The sequence below is a fragment of the Pseudoalteromonas sp. HL-AS2 genome (genome assembly GCF_031198805.1).
Taxonomy (GTDB): Bacteria; Pseudomonadota; Gammaproteobacteria; order Enterobacterales; family Alteromonadaceae; genus Pseudoalteromonas; species Pseudoalteromonas nigrifaciens.
This window is the reverse complement of the sequence record NZ_CP133571.1, coordinates 718,838-741,856: the sequence shown is the minus strand read 5'-3', so window position 1 is coordinate 741,856 and position 23,019 is coordinate 718,838. Positions and strand designations below refer to the sequence as shown.

Sequence of the window (23,019 nt, the reverse complement as noted above, 5' to 3'; positions counted from 1 at the left end):
TCTGCCTTGCCTAAATACCAAACACACTGCTGCAAATTTAACCTCGAAAGATAAACAGGCCCTAACATGTTAATACAGTTTTTTTTCACGCTGCGTAAATACCGTTTACCGGTAAGCCTGCGCGAGTTGCTTGATTTAATTAACGCCTTAAAAAAGGGTGTTATATTTGCCGACGTAGACGCTTTTTACCATTTAGCACGCACTATAATGGTAAAAGACGAAACCCACTTTGACCGATTCGACAAAGCCTTTAGCGACTACTTTAGTGGTATTGCCGACCTTGATTTGCTCGAGAGCTTAAAGCAACAGCACAACTTACCAGAAGATTGGCTGCGTAAAGAGTTTGAAAAAAACCTTAGCGATGAAGAAAAAGCGCAACTTAAAGCCATGGGCGGCCTCGACGAGCTAATGAAAACCCTAAAAGAGCGTTTAGAAGAGCAACAAAAACGCCACGCTGGCGGTAATAAATGGGTTGGCACCGGCGGCACCTCACCTTTTGGAGCATACGGCTATAACCCCGAAGGTGTGCGCATAGGCCAAGACGGCAACCGTAACCGCCAAGCAGTAAAAGTGTGGGATAAACGCGAATATCGCAATTTAGACTCCGACCGTGAAATTGGCTCGCGTACTATTAAACTTGCCCTTAAAAAACTGCGTAAATTTGCCCGCACTGGCGCCAGCGACACGCTAGATTTAAACGAGACCATTCGCGCTACCGCAAAACAAGGCGGTATGCTTGACGTAAAAATGGCACCAGAGCGCCACAATGCAGTAAAAGTACTGATGCTGTTTGATATTGGCGGCTCAATGGATGACTACATTCATACCTGCGAAGAATTATTTAGCGCCGCCCATGGCGAATTTAAACACTTAGAGTTTTACTACTTTCATAACTGCCTATACGAAAATGTTTGGCAAGACAACGAACGCCGCCACTCAAACGTAATAGACACCATGACGCTCATTAATAAGTTTACCAGCGACTACAAAGTAATATTTGTAGGCGATGCCACTATGGGCCCGTACGAAATAGCCTACCCTGGCGGCTCGGTAGAGCACTACAACGAAGAGCCCGGCAGTGTATGGTTACAACGTGTCACAAATCACTTTGATAAAGTGGCTTGGCTCAACCCACAACCGGTTGAACACTGGCCGTACTATCAATCAATAGGTTTTATTAAAGAGTTAATGAACAACCGCATGTATGCACTGAGTTTAGATGGAATAAGTAGAGCGATAAAAGAGCTGAGTTAAACAATGCACTTAAAGCATGGTCAATTTTCATACTGCCATTAGCGCAGTTCTAGGCGTGATAATAGAGTAAATACTACACGTTACTGTGACGGTTAGTTTTTACATAACTTGGGTTGAGCGCAGCAAAATTAACGCAAACGAGTATGGATTAGACGCAAAAAGCGCACCTATTTAGTGCGCTTAAACAAAGCTAGTATTCAGATTTAAAAACTATATCGCACTGTTGCACTAATTAAATCCACATCATCCAATGACGTATAGTTAGCACCGAATGAAAAATTTTCATTCATATGAAAGCGTGCACCTACAGAGATAGATGTCTCACTTTCATCTGCAATATCGATGTAACCCAGACGCCCATCCAGCTCGATGCTATCACTCACCATTGAACGAACCCCAACAGATAAACCGTATCCATTTTCGTCTTCCGAAATACTGTTACCGCGATATGATGCTTCTGTCTCAAGGTTTTCATACGTCACCAAACCATAAAAATCGGTGCTGGCGCTAATTGCAGTACGATACCCTACCCCTGCGCTAAGCCAATTTATATCTATATCTAAACCGTTTTCTGAATCACCAACGGTTTGATACTGACCCGATAAGAACACGTTCTCGTTTATTAGCGTACTTCCATCTATTGTCCAACCATCTGCGCCTTCACCATCAATATCGCCATCTAAGTAACCGCCAGAAACAAAGTTAAAGTTAGGAGTTTTTGCGAATGCTATAGGGCTCGCAACAAGAGTAGTTAATAGTAAGAGTGAAACTTTATTCATTTTCATAATACTTCCTTTTGAGTGTATCCTTTAATAAGCCTAAGATTATACATAGCACGTAACTGATAGCAATCGCAGGATTAAAAACCAGAATAAAGTAATACTTGCATTAATTACTGCTAATCGCCGTCGCTTGTTACTTTTTATTTAGCACTGTACTCAAGATTTTGTGGCGACGGCTGTCAAAACGGTAATTTTTGACTTTAAACATCATAATTATTTACTGTCAGTAATTCGCTGTTGACTATCTACTTACAAACAACGTGTTTATCTGCATCAAGTGAACTTCACAATATCTGTAACTGAAAAGTTCACATAGCTCGTTTAACTATGAACCTTCCAACCTTGCTTGCTCCTCATATCTAAAATCACATCATCATCCACACTACAAATGCCACAGAAAAACCGACTAAGTACAGTAGCCCTATCCAGCTTAAACTTTTAAGTAGTACGCCGTGTTTAATGCTGGGCTCGGAGCGCACTAGGCTAAAGTTTAGCCATGCAAATATAGGAGTGGTTACAAATGACAGTGTCATGGCAAAGGTAAGCATAGGGCCTAAGGCTGATTCAAAAAATAAAATAACCGCCATACCAGCAAGTGCTTGCAGTATTAGCCATGTATTTAAGCTGTGTTTTGATTGCTTAAAACCAAGTAATTTATGCGATTCGTTTAAAGTACGCGCATAACCATCAAGTACCGTTAATGTGGTGCCAAACATACATAAAAAAGCGATGGCTGATACTAGCGGCCTTGCCCACTCACCAATGGTAAGTGCGTACATATCAATAAGCTGTTTGGCAAAAGCGACCCCACCGAGTTCTATATTACTGCTTTGCCCGTATTGCACTAATACACCTAAGCTAAAAAATACCAGCGCTAAACCTGCTGTTAACCAGTAACCCACGTTAAAGTCGAATAAGCCTTCGCGTTTAGATATTGTTTGTTGTGTTTGTTTTTCTTTTAACCACAGTGAGCTAAGTGCGGATATTTCAATGGGGGCGGGCATCCAACCCATTAGTGCCACCATAAAGCTAAGCATGGCTAACTCATACGGTGAAGGGCCTACATAGTCAGCAGGTGCCATTGGGCCATTACTAAAGGCAATAGCAAGTGCTATTAATGTTGCTAATGTAAGTAGCCCCATAATGCCTTTTGCCACGTTATCTAGCGCTTTAAAGTGCCCTAGCAAAAGTATGGTTAAGCACACGCCAAGTAAAATCCAACACAGCAGTGTTATTTCTATTGTGATAGGTAGTGCGTAATGCAACAAGCTTGCGGTGAGTAATAATACGCCTGCGGTATTAACGATAGCGGCAACAACATTTAGGACAATGAAGCTGTAAAAATAAAATGGCCCTTTGCTTTTATAACCCTCTACTAGGCTATTTTTGGTAGCGAGTGTGTACTCCATGCCAAAGCGAAAAAATGGGTACTTTAAAACGTTTACTACTAAAATAAGCCAAAATAATTGCCAGCCAAATATGGCTCCCGCTTGGGTTGATGCCACTAAATGTGAACCACCAATTGCAGCGGTTGCCATTAGAATTCCCGGCCCCAATGCATTTAAGCGAGTTTGCCAATTTGATACTACAGAGCGCATGTGTGTACTTACTGTTTATTTATAATAATGAATAAATTACAGAGTTTTAACGCAAAATGAAAGCTGAAAAGTATTAATAAATGAGGGGGTAAAACGAAGCTAATAAATAATGGTTTTAGGCCCTAAAAGTTAGGGCCTAAACTCTAAAAACGTTAACGAAGATCCATCTCTTGGATGATTTCGTGTGCAATTTCTGGGGTTGTTATTTCTGGTTTTTCATGCAAATTAGCTTTAATTTGCCCTTTGCGATGTTTTAGTGACGTATCTAGTTTTTTTGCGGCACTACTAATTGCTGGATACAGCACTTCGTTTTCGCCCTTAACCGATATACGTGCACCTTCGTAAATAGTGCTAATTTCCGCTTGAAGCTTGTTGTGAACTTTAGAAAGAATAATGTCGAGCGCGATCAAAGATGGAAAGTGATTCGCTATTTTTGAAAACTTTTCGTTTACGTGTTCTCTAATTGAATCAGTAACGTCAACATGGTGACCTGTAAGATTAATTTTCATTTTATATCCTTTTATGTGTTACTTCATAGTTAGTATTGGGGGCAATATGAATTAACACAAGGAGAAATGTAACTATTTAAGCAAATATTTGTTAGTAAAGCTGATTTAGATCACTCACTGAGCATTAAACATGCAAAAGCCCGCATTATACGGGCTCTTTAAGCGGTTAAATAACATACTAACCGCGTTGTATTTGTGCTATTAATCTGTGTATGAACAGCAATAATCAGCAAAATCGCTTACTTTTACCTTAAAGCTTACGTTTGCATCAACATTAAATGATTCGCCCGCATTAAATGTTTTCCACTCGCTTTCACCTGGCAATAAAATATCCCACTGCCCTGCTAATAATTCCATACATTCTTTTTGGTTAGTGTCGAACACAAACTCACCTGGTTGCATAAAGCCTAATGTTTTTGCTTCACCACTGCCTAATAAAACGGTTCGGCTTGACACTTTGCCATCAAAATACACATTGGCTTTTTTAATTACACTAACATTTTCGAACTTTGACATATTTAGCTCCTGCTAATAATTTAAGATTTTTATTTATAAATTTTATCGCACTACCTTGCCTGATAGCTTACTTTCTTGCAAGGAAAGCAGCATTGCTTTGAGTGAAGTTGTTTCATATTCGGGCATAAAAAAACCCGCAACATATGCGGGTTTTTCAATTACTTACTTTATTTAATCAAAGGCGATTAAAAAAGTTCGTTTGCTTTATTTACTATGTTCTCAACAGTAAAGCCAAAGTGCTCAAACAGCTCACCAGCAGGTGCTGACTCACCAAAGGTAGTCATACCTACTACTGCGCCATTTAGGCCAACGTACTTGTACCAGTAATCAGCAATACCTGCTTCTACTGCTACGCGGCGTGAAACAGATGCTGGCAATACACTTTCTTTGTATGCTGCGCTTTGCGTTTCAAAAGCATCAGTACACGGCATAGATACAACACGTACCTTTTTACCTTGCTTGCGTAGTTCGCTTGCAGAATCTTGTGCTAGTTGCACTTCAGAACCCGTTGCAATGAAAATAAGCTCTGGATTGCCGTCGCAGCTAAGGATGTAACCACCCTTTTTAACGTCGCTCAGTTGCTGTGCGTTACGTGCTTGTTGCTCTAAACCTTGGCGAGTAAAGATTAGTGATGTAGGACCGTCTTTACGCTCAATAGCTTGTTGCCATGCAATTGCCGACTCCACTTGGTCACATGGACGCCAGTTGTATAAGTTAGGCGTTAAACGCATGCTTGCAATTTGCTCTACTGGTTGGTGAGTTGGACCATCTTCACCTAAACCAATTGAATCGTGCGTGTATACAAAAATGCTTGGTTGCTTCATTAATGCAGCCATACGTACGGCATTTTTTGCATATTCAACAAACATTAAGAACGTAGCACCGTAAGGAATAAAGCCTTTATGCAGCGCAATACCATTCATAATTGCCGACATACCAAACTCACGTACACCGTAATAAATGTAGTTACCGCTTGCATCATCTGCCGTTAAACCTTTAGAACCATCCCAAATTGTTAGGTTTGAGCCTGCTAAATCGGCTGAGCCACCCATAAATTCTGGTAATAACGGACCAAATGCATTTAATGCATTTTGCGACGCTTTACGAGACGCTGGGTTTGCTGGATTTGCTTGCAGCTCTTCAATGTATGCTTGAGATTTTTCAGCCCAATCGCCTGGCAGTTCGTTGTTAATACGACGCTTGTATTCTGACGCTAGCTCTGGGTATGCTTTTGCGTATGCTGCAAATTTTTCATCCCAGCTTGATTCAAGCTGTTGACCTTTTTCTTTGCTATCCCATTGTGCATAAATGTCTGCAGGGATTTCGAATGCATCGCCAGTCCAACCTAAAAATTCGCGAGACGCTTTAATTTCGTCCTCACCTAGTGGTGCACCGTGACAATCGTGGCTACCAGATTTATTAGGTGAGCCGTAACCAATAATTGTTTTACAACAAATTAGTGATGGCTTATCGGTAACACTTTTAGCTTCTGCGATTGCAGCACTTATAGCATCGCTGTCGTGGCCATCAACACCGCTAATTACATGCCAACCGTACGCTTTAAAGCGAGCTGGCGTATCATCGGTAAACCAACCTTCTACTTCGCCATCGATTGAAATGCCGTTGTCATCCCAAAATGCAACAAGTTTACCCAGACCTAATGTGCCTGCAAGTGAACCAGCTTCATGAGAAATACCTTCCATTAAGCAGCCGTCGCCCATAAATGCATAGGTAAAGTGATCAACAATATCGTGACCTTCACGGTTAAACTGTGCAGCTAGCGCTTTTTCGGCAATTGCCATACCTACTGCGTTAGTGATCCCTTGACCTAACGGGCCCGTAGTAGTTTCGATTCCTGGTGCATAACCGTACTCTGGGTGACCAGGTGTTTTTGAATGCATTTGACGGAAGTTTTTAATTTCGTCTAACGGTAAATCATAACCCGTTAAATGTAATAAAGAATAAATAAGCATTGAACCGTGGCCGTTCGATAATATAAAGCGATCTCGGTCAGCCCACTCTGGGTTTGTTGGGTTATGTTTTAGATAATCGCGCCATAATACTTCTGCGATATCTGCCATGCCCATAGGGGCTCCAGGATGACCAGATTTGGCCTTTTGTACTGCGTCCATTGACAAGACACGAATAGCATTTGCAAGTTCTTTGCGAGATGGCATGAATTCTCCTACCTTAATATATTTTTGCGCGGGTATTTATGTATTCGATTATGCCGCCGTATAACTTGGCGACTAGTGTATAGTCCATTCTTACTTATTGTAGGGGCGGTGTGCAATTAAAAACCCATAATAATAGGTCATTATGAATATTTTTTGAGACCGAAAAGTTATTAAATATTTTATTTAGACGTCTAGGCGTAAAAACACTATGCAAGGTGTTTTGTTTTCGATAAAATACGCCCCTTAATTTTTAAGCGCTAATACCGACGTTTGTGAAGCGCAATATTTGTGAGCAGAAATACAATGGCAAAACATTTATTTACTTCTGAATCTGTTTCTGAAGGTCATCCGGATAAAATCGCCGATCAAATCTCTGATGCGGTACTTGATGCTATCCTTGAGCAAGATTCTCATGCCCGAGTTGCGTGTGAAACTTACGTAAAAACCGGTATGGTTATGGTTGGTGGTGAAATCACTACTAGCGCATGGGTTGATATCGAAGAAATTACACGTAAAACAATTCGCGACATTGGCTACACTAATTCAGATATGGGTTTTGATGCAGATTCATGTGCAATTTTAAACACTATTGGTAAACAGTCTCCTGACATTAACCAAGGTGTTGACCGTACTAGCCCAGAAGAGCAAGGCGCTGGCGATCAAGGCTTAATGTTTGGTTACGCATGTAACGAAACTGAAGTACTAATGCCTGCTCCTATCACCTACTCACACCGTTTAGTGCAGCGCCAAGCACAGGTTCGTAAAAGCGGCGAGCTTAACTGGTTACGCCCAGATGCAAAATCACAAGTTACGTTTGCATACGAAAACGGCAAGCCAGTAGGTATTGATGCTGTTGTACTTTCTACGCAGCACAGCGAAGATATTTCACAAAAAGATTTAATCGAAGCGGTGATGGAAACTATCATCAAGCCGGTACTTCCTGCTGAGCTAATTACTAGCGCGACTAAGTTTTTTATTAACCCAACAGGTCGCTTTGTTATTGGCGGACCAATGGGCGATTGTGGCTTAACCGGTCGTAAAATCATTGTAGATACCTACGGCGGCATGGCTCGTCACGGTGGCGGTGCTTTCTCTGGTAAAGATCCATCAAAAGTTGACCGTAGTGCTGCCTATGCTGCACGTTATGTTGCTAAAAACATTGTTGCTGCTGGCCTTGCTGATAAGTGTGAGCTACAAGTATCGTACGCTATTGGTATTGCAGAGCCTACGTCTATAAGCGTAGAAACCTTTGGTACCAGCAAGCTAGAAGAAAGCCGTTTAATTGAGCTTATTCGTGAGCACTTTGACTTGCGCCCTTACGGTTTAATTAAAATGCTTGATTTAGAGCGCCCTATCTACCTTCCAACAGCGGCTTACGGCCACTTTGGTCGTGAAGAGTTCCCTTGGGAGCGTACTGATAAAGCAGAAGCACTTCGCGCTGCTGCTGGTCTTTAAGCCAACATACTATTAAAAATATAAACGGCCCTTTTAAGGGTCGTTTTTATATCTAAAGCTTATTATTCAAGCCGTGAAACATAAATCACTCTCGAATTGTTTTGCACTTTCGGTATATACTCGTTTTACTATAAAAGCTTAGGGAATTAAAAATGGCCGACAACTTTCGTGTTACCTTTGTAGGACTCGCTGAGGGCGTTGACAGCAAAGCTGTTACTGCCATGCTTGCTACTAAATTAAAAACATCAAATGAAAAAGTGTCGCTTTTTTTTAATGGTAAACCGCTATTTGTGCCAAGCAATAAAGACAAAGCCCTAAAGCAAGCCAAACTACTTGCCAGCTTAGGTATTAAAAGTAAGCTGCAGGCTGTTACCAACCCTAATCAAAATACTCAACTGGCAAGTGCAACGAGTAGCCAGCGCGATGACAGAATTTTTGATGCGCTTGATTACATTACCAGTAGCTTAATTCGCCTTGAAGAAAAACTAGACGAGCTTGAACAGCGCCTACCCGAGGTTGAAGCCACAGCAATTACCGATGAACACATAGAGTGGCAAGACGATGATCTTATGCTTGATGATGAGTTGCTCACACCACTGCAAAAACGCAGTAATGTGTTGTTATATTCACTCATAGCAACTGTGGTTACTTTGCTTATTTTATTAGCAATATATTTAACCGTCCCTAACTTATTCTCTTTTTAATTACGGGGTGAAATCCTAAAGTGAGCAATAAACGTGCAACAATAAGAGCATCTGTCCGCGAACTGCGTAATAATTTATCAAGTAACCAACAATTAATTGCCGCCCAATCGCTAAAAGTGAATTTTATTCAATACTTGAATGGCAAAAAAAACACTAAAAAAGAGCATATTGCCATTTATTTTAGTAACGACGGCGAGTTAGATACCTCATTGTTAATTAATGAGTTGTGGGATAAAGGGCACACCCTTTACCTACCTGTAATCCACCCCTTTAACGGGGCTAATTTACTATTTCAGCGTTATGAAAAAAACTCACCCATGAAGGCAAACCGCTATGGTATCTTGGAACCTAAGCTCAATTGTACTCAAATATGCCCGTTACCAGAGCTTGATTACCTACTTATGCCATTAGTGGCATTTGATAACCAAGGTAATCGCTTAGGAATGGGGGGTGGGTTTTACGATCGGACATTGGCGCGGCTACACCAGCAACACTGGCAAAAGCCGCAACTTATTGGTTTAGCACATGAATGCCAAAAAGTAACAGCCTTACCCATAGAATCATGGGATGTGCCACTTAAAACAATTATCACCCCAAATAAAACCTACTGTTGGTAAAGCGTTACTTTGTATACCAGCAGAAATTTTTGACATAAATGAGCATAAAACAATGACACAAGACGAATTAAAAAAAGCAGCTGCTTGGGCAGCGTTAGAGTTTGTAAAAGAGAACACTATTGTAGGCGTAGGTACAGGCTCAACGGTTAATCACTTTATTGATGCACTAGGCTCAATAAAAGACACCATTAAAGGTGCAGTTTCTAGTTCAGAAGCCTCAACAGCTCGTTTAAAAGCGCTAGGCATTGAAGTATTTGAACTTAATGACGTTGATGTTTTAGATGTATACGTTGACGGCGCTGATGAAATTAACGCCCATAACGAAATGATTAAAGGCGGCGGTGCAGCCCTTACTCGTGAAAAAATAGTAGCAGCGGTAGCTAAACAATTTGTGTGCATTGTAGATGACACCAAATTAGTAGCAACCTTGGGTGGTTTTCCACTGCCGGTTGAAGTTATACCCATGGCACGCAGTTACGTAGCACGCGAATTATTAAAACTTGGCGGTGATCCTGTGTATCGCCAAGGTGTAGTTACCGATAACGGTAACGTTATTTTAGATGTACATAATTTAAAAATTACCCAAGCTAAACAACTTGAAACACAAATTAATCAAATTGTTGGCGTAGTTACCAACGGCCTATTCGCAGAGCGTGGCGCTGATAAAGTGATTATCGGCACTAAAAATGGGCCACAAATTAAATAGGATGAGGTTATGAGTAAGGTATCGTTGGCAAAAGACAAAATTAAAATTCTTTTGCTTGAAGGTGTTCACCAAAGCGCTGTTGAAACGCTAAAACGTAACGGTTATAGCAACATCGACTATGTTAAAACATCCTTACCTGAGGACGAGCTAAAAGAACGTATTAAAGACGTACACTTTGTGGGGCTTCGTTCTCGTACTCATATTAACCAAGCTGTGTTAGAAGCAGCTGAAAAGCTCGTTGCGGTTGGCTGTTTTTGTATTGGCACCAACCAGGTTGACTTAAATGCGGCGCGCGAACGTGGTATTGCTGTATTTAACGCACCATTTTCTAACACCCGCTCGGTTGCAGAGCTTGTACTTGGTGAAATACTGTTGCTATTACGCGGTATTCCACAGCGTAATGCTGCTGCACATCGTGGCGGCTGGTTAAAAACCGCAAACGGCTCGTTTGAAGCGCGTGGTAAAACATTGGGTATTATTGGCTATGGCCACATTGGTACCCAGTTAGGTATTATGGCCGAAAATATTGGTATGCATGTTGAGTTTTACGATATTGAAGATAAGTTATCACTTGGCAACGCTAAGCAAGTACATAATTTAACTCAGCTATTACAACGCTCTGATATTATTACTTTACATGTACCTGAAACCCCACAAACTAAGAACCTTATTGGCACTGCCGAACTTGCGGTTATGAAACAAGGCGCTATTTTAATTAATGCGTCTCGCGGTACTGTAGTTGATATTGATGCATTGGCAGAAGCGCTTACCGACAAAAAACTCAGCGGCGCAGCAATCGATGTGTTCCCGGTTGAGCCTAAATCTAACGATGAAGAGTTTGTATCGCCACTGCGTAATTTTGACAATGTTATTTTAACGCCGCACATTGGTGGTTCAACTCAAGAAGCACAAGAAAACATTGGTATTGAAGTAGCTGGAAAACTAGCTAAATACTCAGATAACGGCTCAACTATTACTGCTGTTAACTTCCCTGAGGTTTCACTACCAGAGCTTGCTAATCGTAGTCGCTTACTGCATGTACATCACAACCGTCCTGGCGTATTAACACAAATAAACCAAGCGTTTGCACAGCACGGTATTAACATTGCCGCGCAGTACCTACAAACAGATGAGTCAATTGGTTATGTAGTTATTGATGTAGATACCGACCACTCAGAAGTTGCCCTTAAAGAGCTAAGCGCTGTTGAAGGCACGATAAGAGCACGTATTCTGCATTAACTAATTTAAGCTCTAGAAAATTTTAAGCCGCGTTTGCTTTATAACAAACGCGGCTTTTTTATTGCCCTACTTAGCGGTAAAACTAATTAAAAGAGTAATAAATTTAATTTTGATTAACGGCCTGCTCTATTCTTTTATCTGGTACTAACCATAACAGCGCCACTGCCACATATATTACTTGTGCTAACCATGGCGCTACAAATGCTACGCCTACTGCCGATAAGTAGAGCGCCATAGACACTTTGCCTTTCCAGTCTGCACCGATTGCTTTGCGTAATACAGAGCTGCAGCCATCTGTCGCCATTATGCTGCGTTGTAAAATATTATACGCAATCGCCGCCATAAACAGCACGGCACCATAAGTCGCGGTAGGTAGTGGCTCAAAGTGATTACCTCCCATCCAACTGGTCGAAAACGGGAATAATGATAACCAAAAAAGTAAATTTAAATTTGACCACAATACCCCACCCGAAACACTGCCAGCAGCGTGTAATAAATGATGATGGTTATTCCAGTAAATCCCTACGTATACAAAACTTAAAACATAGCTAAAAAAGTTAGGGAGCATAGGCACAAGTGCTTCAATTCCTGCGCCTTCAGGTATTTTTAGCTCCAATACCATAATGGTAATAATAATTGCCAACACACCATCACTAAAAGCTTCTAATCGACCTTTTCCCATCTGTAACCCCATTCAACTTTAAGTAATTAGTTTGAGCCTTAATGGCTATTTAATATGATAAATAACAGTTTTTGTAGTAATGAATACTAACGATAAAATGAGTACTGGTAAACTAATTGTTAATTTTGAGAGTTAACACCTAGTCTAAACGCAAAATTTACGCATAAAAAAGCGCGAGTTAAACTCACGCTTTAATTATGTGTATCGTGCTATCATTTTTAACTGATATCGCGATTGCTATAGCTACTTTTAGTCGCCTTTAACTTCTAGATTAATGTACTCTACAAGCTTTTCAGGCTGGCCTATTAGCATCATTATTTGTTGGTTAACTTCCATCATAGTTTTGCCTTCTGGTAGTTTTGCCGACACGCTAAATGAATTTAAGCCTTTAACAAAGCCGCTAATCGCTTCTGCAATTTCTTCAGTTACTGGCGCTTGCTGTAGCTGCTGCTCAACCATCATTTGCATTTGCTCAACACTCATACCTTGCTTAATAAGCTCGCTTTCTAGCAATGCTTTAAGCTCGCCTTGGTTATTAAGTTCAAAGTTAACACTGCGCGGCTCTAACTTACTCATAGCTTGCATTATTAGCGTTTGCTGCTGTAATTCTTGCTCATAAGTTAAAGGTTCGCTGCCCGCTGCTTGCTGCGCTTTACTGATCGCAAGCGATGCATCCATAAGTGCTTGTGTGTTTGCCAGACCCATATTCATATTAAAGCTAACAATGTCTTTTGCATCTAACTTAACTACCACATCGCTGTCGCCCGATTTTTCATCGTAATCAAGTGATGAATGTAAATCGTAACTGGCCGACGCTAACATAGTATTTGTATCGGCTGGTAATTTAGCCACAAAGTCTTTATTAAATTGAAAGCTTTTTACATCAAATGTAGTGTGTGGTGAAATTTTATCGGTTTCGTAGCCTGTCACTTCAATGCTTTGAATACTGGCAACATTATCGCCTTCAGAACTAATGACTTCCATATTGCTAATTTCTACACTATTGGAAATAACACTAGCCGATAAGTCTGCATACTTAAATGTAGCGCCGGTTTGCTCGCTCACTAGTGCTAGTTGCTTATCTATTTCTGCACGTACTTCTTTAGTGGCTACGTGATTTGCATAACTTACGCCACCAACACCGGCAGCTACAATTGCTGCAGCTATAACTAACTTTTTCATGTTATTTCCTTATTTAAGTCTTTATATAAATTGTTTCAGCTCAAGAGTAACATTGCAGAACATCACCGATAAGCGTTTTTGCTAATTAATTAAACTAAGTAACTCATGTACTGTTTTTATCGGGGTGATCTTAGCGCCCAGCCTTTCCATTGATTTATGGTAATTACGAAATGGAATAAATATTTCCGTAAAGCCATGCTGCGCAGCTTCTTTAACGCGCGGTACGCCACTGTCTATTGGGCGTACGTCGCCATTTAAGCTCAGCTCTCCCATAATACAAGTGGTACGTGGCACAACAAAATCATTTAAGCTGCTAAGTAGCGCAGCAACCAACGCTAAATCTATACAGGTTTCTGATTCATCAATTTTTAAGCCACCCACTATATTAAAAAACGTATCGTGAAATATTTTAGTTTTTGTGTGCTTACGCAGTATGCCGGTGAGCATTTTTATTCGGTTCATGTTTAAACCAACGCAAACACGCTGCGGAAATTCCGCCTCAATCTCAGTGGTTAAACATTGAATTTCGAGTAATAAATTACGATTACCTTTACGAATACACGTAATTGCAGAGCCAGGTGAATCTGTAGTTGAGCCTGATAAAAATATTTCGCTGGGGTTATCAACGCTGAGCATACCGCGTTCGCACATTCTAAAAATACCGACAGTATCTATATCACCAAAGCGGTTTTTATTTGCTCGTAAGGTACGAATTTGCCCATCGTTAGTATCTATATGCAATAGTGCGTCAACTATATGCACCAGCGTTTGCGGACCAGCTATTTCGTTGTTTTTATTTACATGGGCAATAATGAACATAGTGACATCATTTTGCTTACAGTATTGCGTAAGTGCTTGCGCGGCACTTTTTACTTGCGAAGGCGAGCCTGGGCTACCGTTAGCTGTGTCGGTGACCACTGCTTGAATGGAGTCTATTACTGCAAACTTAATTTTATTTTTATCGAGTTCTTCAATGATGGTTTCAACACTGGTTTCGGAAAGTAAATAAAGCGCATCAGGGTTATAATTTAACTTTAAACGATTCACTCTGTTTTTAAACTGCGATAAAGATTCTTCTGCGGTACAGTAAAGTGAGGGCATGCGTTGTGACATTCGTGCCACTAAATCAGATAACAAGGTTGTTTTACCAGCCCCTGGATCGCCAGAGATTATATTAACTGACCCCGTTGTTACACCGCCACTTAAAACACGATCGAGCTCGCCAATTTCAGTTAACTGTTTTTCAGTTTCTGCGGTAGCAATATCATTAATTTTTTTAGAACCGCCACCAATCCCCCCAGCATAACCACCTACACTTACGCGTGCCGATGCTTTTTTACTTTGCCCTGCTGACGGTTTAAATTCTGCTAATGTGTTCCATGCACCACAGCGGCATTGACCTTGCCAACGTTGGTAGTTCATGCCACATTCGGTACAAACAAACTCTACTTTTGCCGCTTTAGCCATTTATAACTTTACCTACTATTCTTTAATTTTAAAAATACTTAATGTTAAGTGCTTATTTTACCATTTTAAACTTTCGCCTAACAATGAGTCATACCAACAAGATAATTTAGCACTACTATTATTATCTATAAATGCTGTTTTCTTTTTTACTATACTTTAGGGCATACTTATTGCTTGAATAATAGTTTAAAGTAACTTGCCAATAAATTGGTATTTAACACATAATAACAAGCGCTAAACTGTAGTTACTCGAATAATCGTACCTATATTAACAACAATAACACGATACGACATTTATTGAGTTTTCTAATAAATGGATTTAATAGTATACCTACTTTTTTAATTAGACGGTGATGGTTTTATAAATGGCTGAAGACATACTGCTCAAGCACGAAGATCTTATATCTGAATTAAAACATTATTTAGGCAACCCTAAATTTGATTTAATTTTTAAGTCTAAAATAGCTGGGCTTACAAAGCCTGAACAGTTTTTAATGAAAATGGAAATGACACGCTTATCTCAGCCGATAGCGCGCTTTATTGACTTACGTGGTTTAGTGACTGGGCAGGTAAAGCCTTATGATCACAATGGCAAACAACATTTCATGGATGAAACAGCGATTGAAGTATTTGAAGCTGCGCTAAAACAACACGGTGGTTATACCCTTGCCGTTTATGAGGCAGTGATGAACACCGAAAATAATCATCGGGTGTTACAACGCAAAACCACAGAAAAAATTGCAGAGCAAGCCATTGATGACTCCCTTAATACAAATGTTATAAAGTTTGCCTCTTATGAAAGCCGCTCTGAAGAGCGAATGAACTATTCAATTAAAGTAACGGTTGAATACAACGACAAAAAAAGTATTGCTGCTAGCACTTCCGATATATCCCTCAGTGGTTGTAAAATAAAGCTAGCCACTCGTTATGTACTAAAAAAAGGACATTTAATCGCCTTGCGTTTGGTAGGTTTAGAGCAAGACTTTGAGCTAGGTTTAAAAAATGGCATTCAGTATGAGGTTGTCGCCGTAGAAAATATTTCTAAAGAGTTTAATCATATTCGTTTAAAACGCACCTTTATTGAAAATAATGAAGCATTTGATAATTTTTTAGAAAGCTTTATCCACGGTAATAAACGTCGCTATAAAGTAAACCTTGATAATACGCTCGATGCTGTGGTTTCTAAGGGTTACGAGCAATACTATATTCCACGCGTCACCTCTTTATATGTGTTTTTAAGTAAAAAAGACAATGTACTTTATCCTAGCTTAAGTCTAACCACCGAAAACAACATTTTTATTCAACGTTACTTTACCGATGAACGCCAAAACCCTTGTTTATACAGTGTGCTTAATGAGCAACGCATTAATGCATTACTTTTAAAACAGGCTCCAGTTAAAGAAGATTATTTATATACTTTTACTCATATTTCGGCGGGCAAAATTTATTATTATTCTGCAACACGTAATGAGCTTGAACAAAACCTTCAGCTAAAAAACTTATTTTTAGGTTTTGGCAGTCAAAAAGACACTTGGCAGTGCTTTAAAATACAAATTATGCCAAGCCATCCAGATGACTCATTTATTCCTTTATCGTTACCAAACACTGTAAGTAAAAATATTGAAAAGCTCAATAAGCCGCCTTCTCCTCGGGTAGAAGGGTTAGTGAAAAATGTAAAATATATGGTGGTACTAACTGCTATTGGTAATAAAACTGAACAGCAACACTATCAGCAATTAAATTACGATAAAGCTTTGATTAATCAATTGAAGAATTTTGGCCATAGCAAAAGTAAGTCTGCGCCTTATTTAGATATTGTACCTTTAGAGTATGTAAATCTTCGCTCTGATAAGCGCTACTTATATAAAACGAACGTGTCGATTAGCGTAAACGATGAGGTAGTACATGGCCTTACTCGCGACTTTTCGGTTATGGGCTTGCAGCTTGAATGCAAACAACCAGTAAGCTTAAAAAAAGGCGACATTGTTTTACTCTCGTTTCCTGACTTACAAAAAATAACCAAAACATATCAGCTTAGTGAGCTAAAGTACGAAGTGATGGCTGTAAATAAGTCGTTCACTATTATTAATTTAAAAGCCAGCCGAGTTGCCGACTTACCCCATGCTGGAGTGCTGTTTTTTACGCAGTTAATTAACAGTAATAAAGATAAACTAAAAGTGTCAGAAGAAGCGCCTAAAGTGCCTGGGCTCTCTACAGCACTTAGAAATATGGTAACTAAAAGCGTTTGCCAGTTCCCACTTTATTTACATAAAGAAGGAGCGCACTTTAAAGCAGGTGCAATTGGCTTTGGCTTATACCCTAGCCCACTACATGTGCTTTTACAAAACTTTGGTTTGTTGGGTAATAAAACCGATTTATCGAGCATTATTACTGATGAGCAAATCGTTAATGTGATCACCCCACAGATAAAAGATCTTAGCCGCCAAGATCCGCCAAGCGCCTTTACACTTGTGATTAATTTTGATCCCCGTAAGGGCAGTATTTCAGAGTCTATTACCAGTTATTGCATAGCAGGTGAGGATTATAATGATTTTCAGGAACAAATAAGCAAAGGCTTAAAGTCGAATCTTATTTTTGTTATGCGCTTGTATATATCACGTACTGGACGCCCAGATACCGATTATTTATCTAACGAACTAAAATATGTGAGTCAATATGCGCTGCATAAAGCAAGGGAATTAGAAGAGGCATTGTGGTCTGTAGCGGGTGTCGGTGATATTGTCGATATCACCGAAGAAGCCTTAAGCCATTTAAAACTTGAACAGCAACAAGTTGACCAAATGGGTCGCCGCAAACTGCTTTGGCTAAACCGCCTGCGTTAAACAGTAGCCTCACTATTTAATGGTATAGCTAGCATATACAGTAATTGTAATAACGAGCCTTGGCAAATAGCTGCTTGGGCTTGCTCAACCACTTTTGCTTTACCATGTACTGCTACACCTAGCCCTGCTGTTGCCATCATTTTTAAATCGTTAGCCCCATCGCCAATCGCCACTGTTTGCGACTTTATTAATCCCAGCTGTTGCTGTAATGACTCTAAAATAACGGCTTTTTGCTGTGCATCTACAATTGTGCCTAATACTTTACCTGTGAGCTTATTATCTTTAAATTCAAGCACATTAGCGTGTACTTCATCTAAATTGATTAACGCTTGTACTTGCTCTGCAAAGGGTACGAAACCACCCGACGCAATGGCTAAGTGCCACTGATGCTGTTTAAGTATTTGGCAAAGCATTTTAATACCCGGCATTAAAGGTAAATTATTTTTTAACTCATCTATTAAGCTTTTTTCAATTCCGGTAAGTTTAGCGACGCGCTGATTTAGGCTTTCACTAAAATCAAGCTTACCAGCCATTGCCAGTGCTGTTACCGAAGCAACCTCATCGTATACGTTAGCTAAGCGTGCAATTTCATCTATGCACTCAATAGTAATAGCGGTTGAATCCATATCCATTACCAATAAACCTGGCTCATACAAGTTGGGTGGGCAAGCTATTTGCACTAGCTGAAAATCAAGTGTGCTGGAAAATTGTTGTAATACTAGCGGGTTAATCGGCAGCTCTGCTTGCTTAATATAAAAACACAGTGCCGCTGGTAAACTTAAGTCGGGCTGATACTGGCAAAGCCCTGTAACGGTTTGATTATGCTTCGCAAAAAAATCTATTATGGCTTTAATATGGGTAATACTAAAATTGCCAGCAAAGGCAATACTAAATAAACCTTGGTGTTTATTAGGTAGGTTTTTTAACGGTAAAAACACCTCATCCTGATAGCTAAACCATTTATTTAATACTAACTGCGTTAATGGTTGCTCAGCACCAGGCTGTGCCATGTTCGTTTGCGACATGGATTCTCCGTGAATTTTTTTGTTATCCTGACAGCTACTTACAAAATGTTAAATATATTACTTGCGCTAAATTCGCCATCAGGTGGGGTTTAAGGTTATAGTATACCCAAACAACTTGGGTATAGCATTTGTAACATCAAATCAAAATGCTGTCAGTAGTATATACGGTGACTATGAAAAATAACCATCTTAAAAACCCTATCACTGCCTCACAAAAAAAACGCTTAGTGCGTTTATTGCTTGCTACTGCCTGCTTAATATTACTGAGCTGGGTGGGCATTAATAGTAGTTTTCAAAGCCATCAATTACTTTATGACAGTGCCGATAGTACGGCAAAATCGCTCACCAAATTTATGGCATTAAATGCTAAAACCCCGTTAATTGAAAAAAACAAACCGCAACTTAATGCATTATGTAACAACATAAGCAAAGATGAATTTGTACTTTCAGCCACAATTTACGACCAGCAAGGCATGCTTATAGCCAGTAGCGATAATTGGCAATCGCTGCATGTTAGCGGCCAGCTATCTGAATCAACTCCTGGTGTTAGTAAACTTAAAACACCGTTTATAGAGCCCGTGGTAAGTGACGACGACAGACCTGTTGGTTTTGTATCTATTACTTATTTAACCCGTGCGGCAGTTACATCTAGCCACAATCATTTTCATGACTTAGGTCGCCAAGTATTATTAATGTTGGTAATTGCATGTATTTTTACTTGGCAATTTGGCCGTGGCTTAAAAATATGGCAGGTTAATCGCTATATACAAAAAACATCACAGCATGAGTCGTAAAGCTCTGTAGCTAGTTGCTCTTTGTGTTGTTTGGGCTTTAATTCACACAATACATCAAATACCCGCACTATTTGCAGCGGCGTATTGATCTCCCCTTGATAACCACATAGCGGCATTGATGGCGAGTCGGTTTCAAGCACTAGGTGCGATGTATTTATATTGGCAATTACATCGCGCGTTTTAACCGCTCGCGGGTAGCTAATAACACCGCCTACACCGAGCTTAAAACCTTGCTTAATATAATATTGAGCTTGTTGAAGTGATCCCGAAAACGCATGAATAACCCCTCCATACTTAGGCTTACAACGCTTAAACGACTGCGCTATTAAATCATGGCTTTGCCTATGATGCACAATTAACGGTAACCCTAGCTGATTAGCCAGTGCTATTTGTTGTTCAAATAAAAAGGTTTGTTTGGAGAGGTTTTCAATACTTCGATCTAGACCGCATTCGCCAATTGCCACCAGCTGGTTTTTATTGGCCGTAGCAAATGTAAATAGCAGCTCTATATGGGACTCTTGATGCTGATTTAAAAAGTAAGGATGCAGTCCTGCAGCTATTTTTACGCCTGCAAAGTTAATTTTAAATTCAAGTAATGCACGCGATTGGGCCAAACTAATACCGGGCACCACAAACTGCTCAACTCCCTTTGCTACACACTCGCTAATGAGTGACTCGCGGTTTGAGTCAAACTCTGTAAAGTCGAGGTGGCAATGAGAGTCAATAAATTGCATTGTTACTTACTCATCGATTTATTAAGGGTTTAAGCGTGTAATTTGCCAGCTGTTGTCTGCTTGGCGCTGATACATAAAGCGGTCGTGCAGGCGGTGTGCCCCACCTTGCCAAAACTCAATTTTTTGCGGTACAACACAATAGCCACCCCAAAAGTCAGGTAAAGGAATTTCACCTTTAGCAAACTTGTTTTTCATATTGGCAAAGGTTTCCATCAACACTTTACGCGATGAAACTGGGCGACTTTGTGCTGATGCCCACGCTGCTAGCTGGCTTTCTTTAGGGCGAGATAAAAAGTACTTAGCCACCGCAGAAGTAGGTAAAGGTTTAGCCTCGCCATACACAATTACTTGGCGTTCCATAGGGTGCCAAGGAAAGTGCAGCGATATTTTATTATTACCTTTAAGCTCCTGCGCTTTGCGCGAACCTGTATTAGTAAAAAACACAAAACCATCATTATCTAAATGCTTAAGCAATACAATGCGCTGCGAAGGCTGCCCGGTATCATCAACTGTCGCCACTACCATAGCGGTTGGATCAGGTAAATTACTTGCTACAGCGTGCTCAAGCCAGGTTTCAAACTGTTTAAACGGATCATCAAGCAAGTTATCTTCGCTTAACGCGTTTTGCAGGTATTCACGACGGATATCTTCGAGTTTCATAATAAATCCTTTAAATAAAGCGTTAGAAAAGAGCTTAGAGTAACGAGCTTAAATAGTGATGCTAGTAACAACAAACATCAAGCTTTAGGTACATTCGATAGCAATAAACACAGAGTCTCAGGTGTATCGTTGGGTTTCGTTTCATTCAACCCAACCTACGGTGTAAAGCGTTACATCTGCAAGTGTAGGAGTGCTAGCAAGGCGGTAAAACTATTTATGCCAAGGAGCATACGGTTTGTATGTGACTTAGGCTAAATAGTTTTATCAACGCAGCTAAAGCGAACTACACGCAGCAGAAGGTGATTACATTTGCTCCATGACTTCAATGCCTAGTAAGTCTAATCCCGTCTCTAATGTTTTAGAAACCAAATTACATAACACTAAACGGCTATCACGTACGTTTGGCTCTACGCCTTCTTTAAGTACTGGGCAGGCTTCGTAGAACGTCATGTATAAGCTTGCTAGTTCATATAAGTAACCACATAGTACGTGTGGTGTGGCTTCGCTGATCATTAAATCAAGTACTTCTTCAAGCTGCAGTAACTTAAGCGCTAGCGCTTTTTCTTGCGGCTCAACTATTTTAACATTAACACCAAGAAGAGTTAGCGCTTCGGCACTTAAATCTGACTTACGGAAAATACTGCGTATACGTGTATAAGCATATTGTAAGTAAGGGGCGGTTGCGCCTTCAAAGCTTAGCATGCTGTCCCAGTTAAAAATATAATCACTGGTGCGGTGCTTAGAAAGGTCGGCATATTTAACTGCGCCAATACCTACTTTGCGGGCAATTTCGCTGCGCTCTTGCTCTGATAAATCAGATTCACGCTCGGCTAATTTTATTGCTGCGCGATTAATCGACTCTTCGAGTAAATCGGCAAGTTTAACTGTGCCACCGGTACGGGTTTTAAATGGTTTGTTGTCGGCGCCCATCATGGTGCCAAACGGGCAAAACTCATAGCTAGTTTCATCGCGTAAAAAACCAGCTTTACGTGCTGTAAGCTCTACTTGGTTAAAGTGCAGGCTTTGGCGCGCATCAACAAAAATTAAGATACGATCGGCACCTAACTTATTTGAGCGGTAATCACATGCGGCTAAATCTGTAGTTGCATATAAAAAGCCGCCACCCGATTTTTGTACAATAAACGCCGATGGTTCGCCATCTTTGTTTGCTAGTTCATCTAAAAATACTACCTGTGCGCCTTGCGACTCCACGGCAATATTTTTATCTTTTAATAAACTAATAATGTCATTTAGCTCAGCGTTGTATGCGCTTTCAGCCATAATATCAGCTTGTGTAAGCGTTACATTTAAGCGCTTATATACTTCTTCAGAGTGCTTAACTGAAGTGGCTATAAAAAGCTTCCACAGTTTTTCACAATGCGCGTCGCCGCCTTGTAATTTAACTACATAATTACGTGCTTTGTCGGCAAAGCCTTCTTCATCGTCAAAACGTTTTTTAGCGTCGCGGTAAAAGGTTTCTAAATCGGCAAGTGCTACTGTATCTAAATCTACGCCTTGGCTAATTTGATCTTCTAAATGCGCAATCAACATACCAAATTGTGTGCCCCAATCACCCATGTGATTTTGACGCACAACGCTGTCGCCTCTAAATTCAAGCGCACGCACAATCGCATCACCAATAATGGTTGAGCGTAAATGGCCTACGTGCATTTCTTTAGCAAGGTTTGGCGATGAGTAATCAACAACCACTTTTTGTGGATTAGCGTGTTCATTAACCGCTAATTTTGCATCACTATTCGCCGCTTTAACGCTTTGTGCTAAAAATTCAGGCTTTAAATGAATATTTATAAACCCTGGGCCGGCAATTTCAGTTTTTTCGGCAATGTCGCTTACATCTAGGTTATCAATAATTTTTTGCGCAAGCTCTCGTGGGTTGCTTTTCATTTTTTTAGCCGCGCCCATGGCAGCATTAATTTGGTAGTCACCAAATTGTGGACGAGTACTTTGTGTAACTGCTGGGTTAGTATCTGCTGGTAAGCCTACAGCTGTCATAGCGGCAATGGCTTTTTCTACTAAAATAGTACGAATGTTCATATTTTTTACCTTAATAAGCC

At 40.3% G+C, this 23,019-nt stretch carries 20 protein-coding genes; 8 read left to right on the top strand and 12 right to left on the bottom strand.

All coding sequences use genetic code 11. From position 1 onward, the window contains the following. Positions 1–66 precede the first annotated feature (66 nt). Complete coding sequence (locus tag RB215_RS03510) at positions 67–1,254, top strand: VWA domain-containing protein (RefSeq protein ID WP_309216886.1); 1,188 nt, start codon at positions 67–69, stop codon at positions 1,252–1,254. Between the two features lie 203 nt (positions 1,255–1,457). On the opposite strand, the gene RB215_RS03505 is transcribed toward RB215_RS03510, so the two are convergent. The 5 genes from RB215_RS03505 to tkt form a co-directional block, all read right to left on the bottom strand. After that, the gene (locus tag RB215_RS03505) at positions 1,458–2,039 is read right to left on the bottom strand and encodes an outer membrane beta-barrel protein (RefSeq protein ID WP_192531710.1); all 582 of its coding nucleotides are present in this window, start codon (positions 2,037–2,039) and stop codon (positions 1,458–1,460) included. A gap of 362 nt (positions 2,040–2,401) precedes the next feature. Further along, positions 2,402–3,574, bottom strand: coding sequence for an NRAMP family divalent metal transporter (locus tag RB215_RS03500; RefSeq protein WP_375144256.1), 1,173 nt, complete (start codon positions 3,572–3,574; stop codon positions 2,402–2,404). A 212-nt stretch (positions 3,575–3,786) separates the two neighbouring features. Then, the gene (gene hpf, locus RB215_RS03495; protein ID WP_011327370.1) at positions 3,787–4,143 is read right to left on the bottom strand and encodes a ribosome hibernation-promoting factor, HPF/YfiA family; all 357 of its coding nucleotides are present in this window, start codon (positions 4,141–4,143) and stop codon (positions 3,787–3,789) included. Between the two features lie 201 nt (positions 4,144–4,344). After that, positions 4,345–4,659, bottom strand: coding sequence for a pyrimidine/purine nucleoside phosphorylase (locus tag RB215_RS03490; RefSeq protein WP_011327369.1), 315 nt, complete (start codon positions 4,657–4,659; stop codon positions 4,345–4,347). Positions 4,660–4,844: 185 nt separating this feature from the next. Further along, on the bottom strand, positions 4,845–6,836 hold the full coding sequence (gene tkt, locus RB215_RS03485) for a transketolase (RefSeq protein WP_309216885.1): 1,992 nt from the start codon (positions 6,834–6,836) through the stop codon (positions 4,845–4,847). Positions 6,837–7,139: 303 nt separating this feature from the next. On the opposite strand from tkt, the gene metK reads away from it, so the two are divergent. The 5 genes from metK to serA all read left to right on the top strand — a co-directional run bounded on the left by metK (position 7,140) and on the right by serA (position 11,557). Further along, positions 7,140–8,291, top strand: a complete 1,152-nt coding sequence (metK, locus tag RB215_RS03480; RefSeq protein WP_011327367.1) for a methionine adenosyltransferase — start codon at positions 7,140–7,142, stop codon at positions 8,289–8,291. Positions 8,292–8,443: 152 nt separating this feature from the next. After that, the gene (locus RB215_RS03475; protein WP_011327366.1) at positions 8,444–8,995 is read left to right on the top strand and encodes a hypothetical protein; all 552 of its coding nucleotides are present in this window, start codon (positions 8,444–8,446) and stop codon (positions 8,993–8,995) included. Between the two features lie 20 nt (positions 8,996–9,015). Further along, positions 9,016–9,612, top strand: coding sequence for a 5-formyltetrahydrofolate cyclo-ligase (locus tag RB215_RS03470; RefSeq protein ID WP_089367824.1), 597 nt, complete (start codon positions 9,016–9,018; stop codon positions 9,610–9,612). Between the two features lie 52 nt (positions 9,613–9,664). Then, positions 9,665–10,318, top strand: coding sequence for a ribose-5-phosphate isomerase RpiA (gene rpiA, locus RB215_RS03465; RefSeq protein WP_089368934.1), 654 nt, complete (start codon positions 9,665–9,667; stop codon positions 10,316–10,318). Between the two features lie 9 nt (positions 10,319–10,327). Further along, complete coding sequence (serA, locus tag RB215_RS03460; RefSeq protein ID WP_011327363.1) at positions 10,328–11,557, top strand: phosphoglycerate dehydrogenase; 1,230 nt, start codon at positions 10,328–10,330, stop codon at positions 11,555–11,557. Positions 11,558–11,660: 103 nt separating this feature from the next. On the opposite strand, the gene RB215_RS03455 is transcribed toward serA, so the two are convergent. The 3 genes from RB215_RS03455 to radA all read right to left on the bottom strand — a co-directional run bounded on the left by RB215_RS03455 (position 11,661) and on the right by radA (position 14,888). Then, a complete protein-coding gene (locus RB215_RS03455) occupies positions 11,661–12,239 on the bottom strand; it encodes a TMEM175 family protein (protein WP_011327362.1) in 579 nt (192 codons plus the stop codon). A 249-nt stretch (positions 12,240–12,488) separates the two neighbouring features. Next, entirely contained in the window at positions 12,489–13,421 is a 933-nt protein-coding gene (locus RB215_RS03450) for a hypothetical protein (protein ID WP_089367823.1), read from the bottom strand. Positions 13,422–13,502: 81 nt separating this feature from the next. Then, on the bottom strand, positions 13,503–14,888 hold the full coding sequence (gene radA, locus RB215_RS03445) for a DNA repair protein RadA (protein ID WP_309216884.1): 1,386 nt from the start codon (positions 14,886–14,888) through the stop codon (positions 13,503–13,505). Between the two features lie 365 nt (positions 14,889–15,253). Here radA and RB215_RS03440 point away from each other — a divergent pair, with 365 nt between their 5' ends. Continuing rightward, positions 15,254–17,731: a PilZ domain-containing protein gene (locus tag RB215_RS03440; protein WP_309216883.1), complete on the top strand. Its 2,478-nt coding sequence runs from the start codon at positions 15,254–15,256 to the stop codon at positions 17,729–17,731. Here RB215_RS03440 and serB read toward each other — a convergent pair. Further along, positions 17,728–18,756, bottom strand: coding sequence for a phosphoserine phosphatase SerB (gene serB / locus RB215_RS03435; RefSeq protein ID WP_011327358.1), 1,029 nt, complete (start codon positions 18,754–18,756; stop codon positions 17,728–17,730). The two genes, RB215_RS03440 and serB, sit on opposite strands and share 4 nt — an antisense overlap. 173 nt (positions 18,757–18,929) lie before the next feature. Between serB and RB215_RS03430 the strand changes: the two genes are divergently transcribed. Next, on the top strand, positions 18,930–19,550 hold the full coding sequence (locus tag RB215_RS03430) for an AhpA/YtjB family protein (RefSeq protein ID WP_011327357.1): 621 nt from the start codon (positions 18,930–18,932) through the stop codon (positions 19,548–19,550). On the opposite strand, the gene RB215_RS03425 is transcribed toward RB215_RS03430, so the two are convergent. The 3 genes from RB215_RS03425 to argS all read right to left on the bottom strand — a co-directional run bounded on the left by RB215_RS03425 (position 19,517) and on the right by argS (position 22,999). Beyond that, positions 19,517–20,284 carry a TatD family hydrolase gene (locus tag RB215_RS03425; protein ID WP_011327356.1) on the bottom strand — a complete coding sequence of 256 codons (768 nt, stop codon included), beginning with the start codon at positions 20,282–20,284 and terminating at the stop codon, positions 19,517–19,519. The two genes, RB215_RS03430 and RB215_RS03425, sit on opposite strands and share 34 nt — an antisense overlap. 21 nt (positions 20,285–20,305) lie before the next feature. Next, positions 20,306–20,944: a pyridoxamine 5'-phosphate oxidase gene (gene pdxH, locus RB215_RS03420; RefSeq protein WP_011327355.1), complete on the bottom strand. Its 639-nt coding sequence runs from the start codon at positions 20,942–20,944 to the stop codon at positions 20,306–20,308. Between the two features lie 303 nt (positions 20,945–21,247). Beyond that, positions 21,248–22,999, bottom strand: coding sequence for an arginine--tRNA ligase (gene argS / locus RB215_RS03415; protein ID WP_309216882.1), 1,752 nt, complete (start codon positions 22,997–22,999; stop codon positions 21,248–21,250). Between the last annotated feature and the right edge of the window lie 20 nt (positions 23,000–23,019).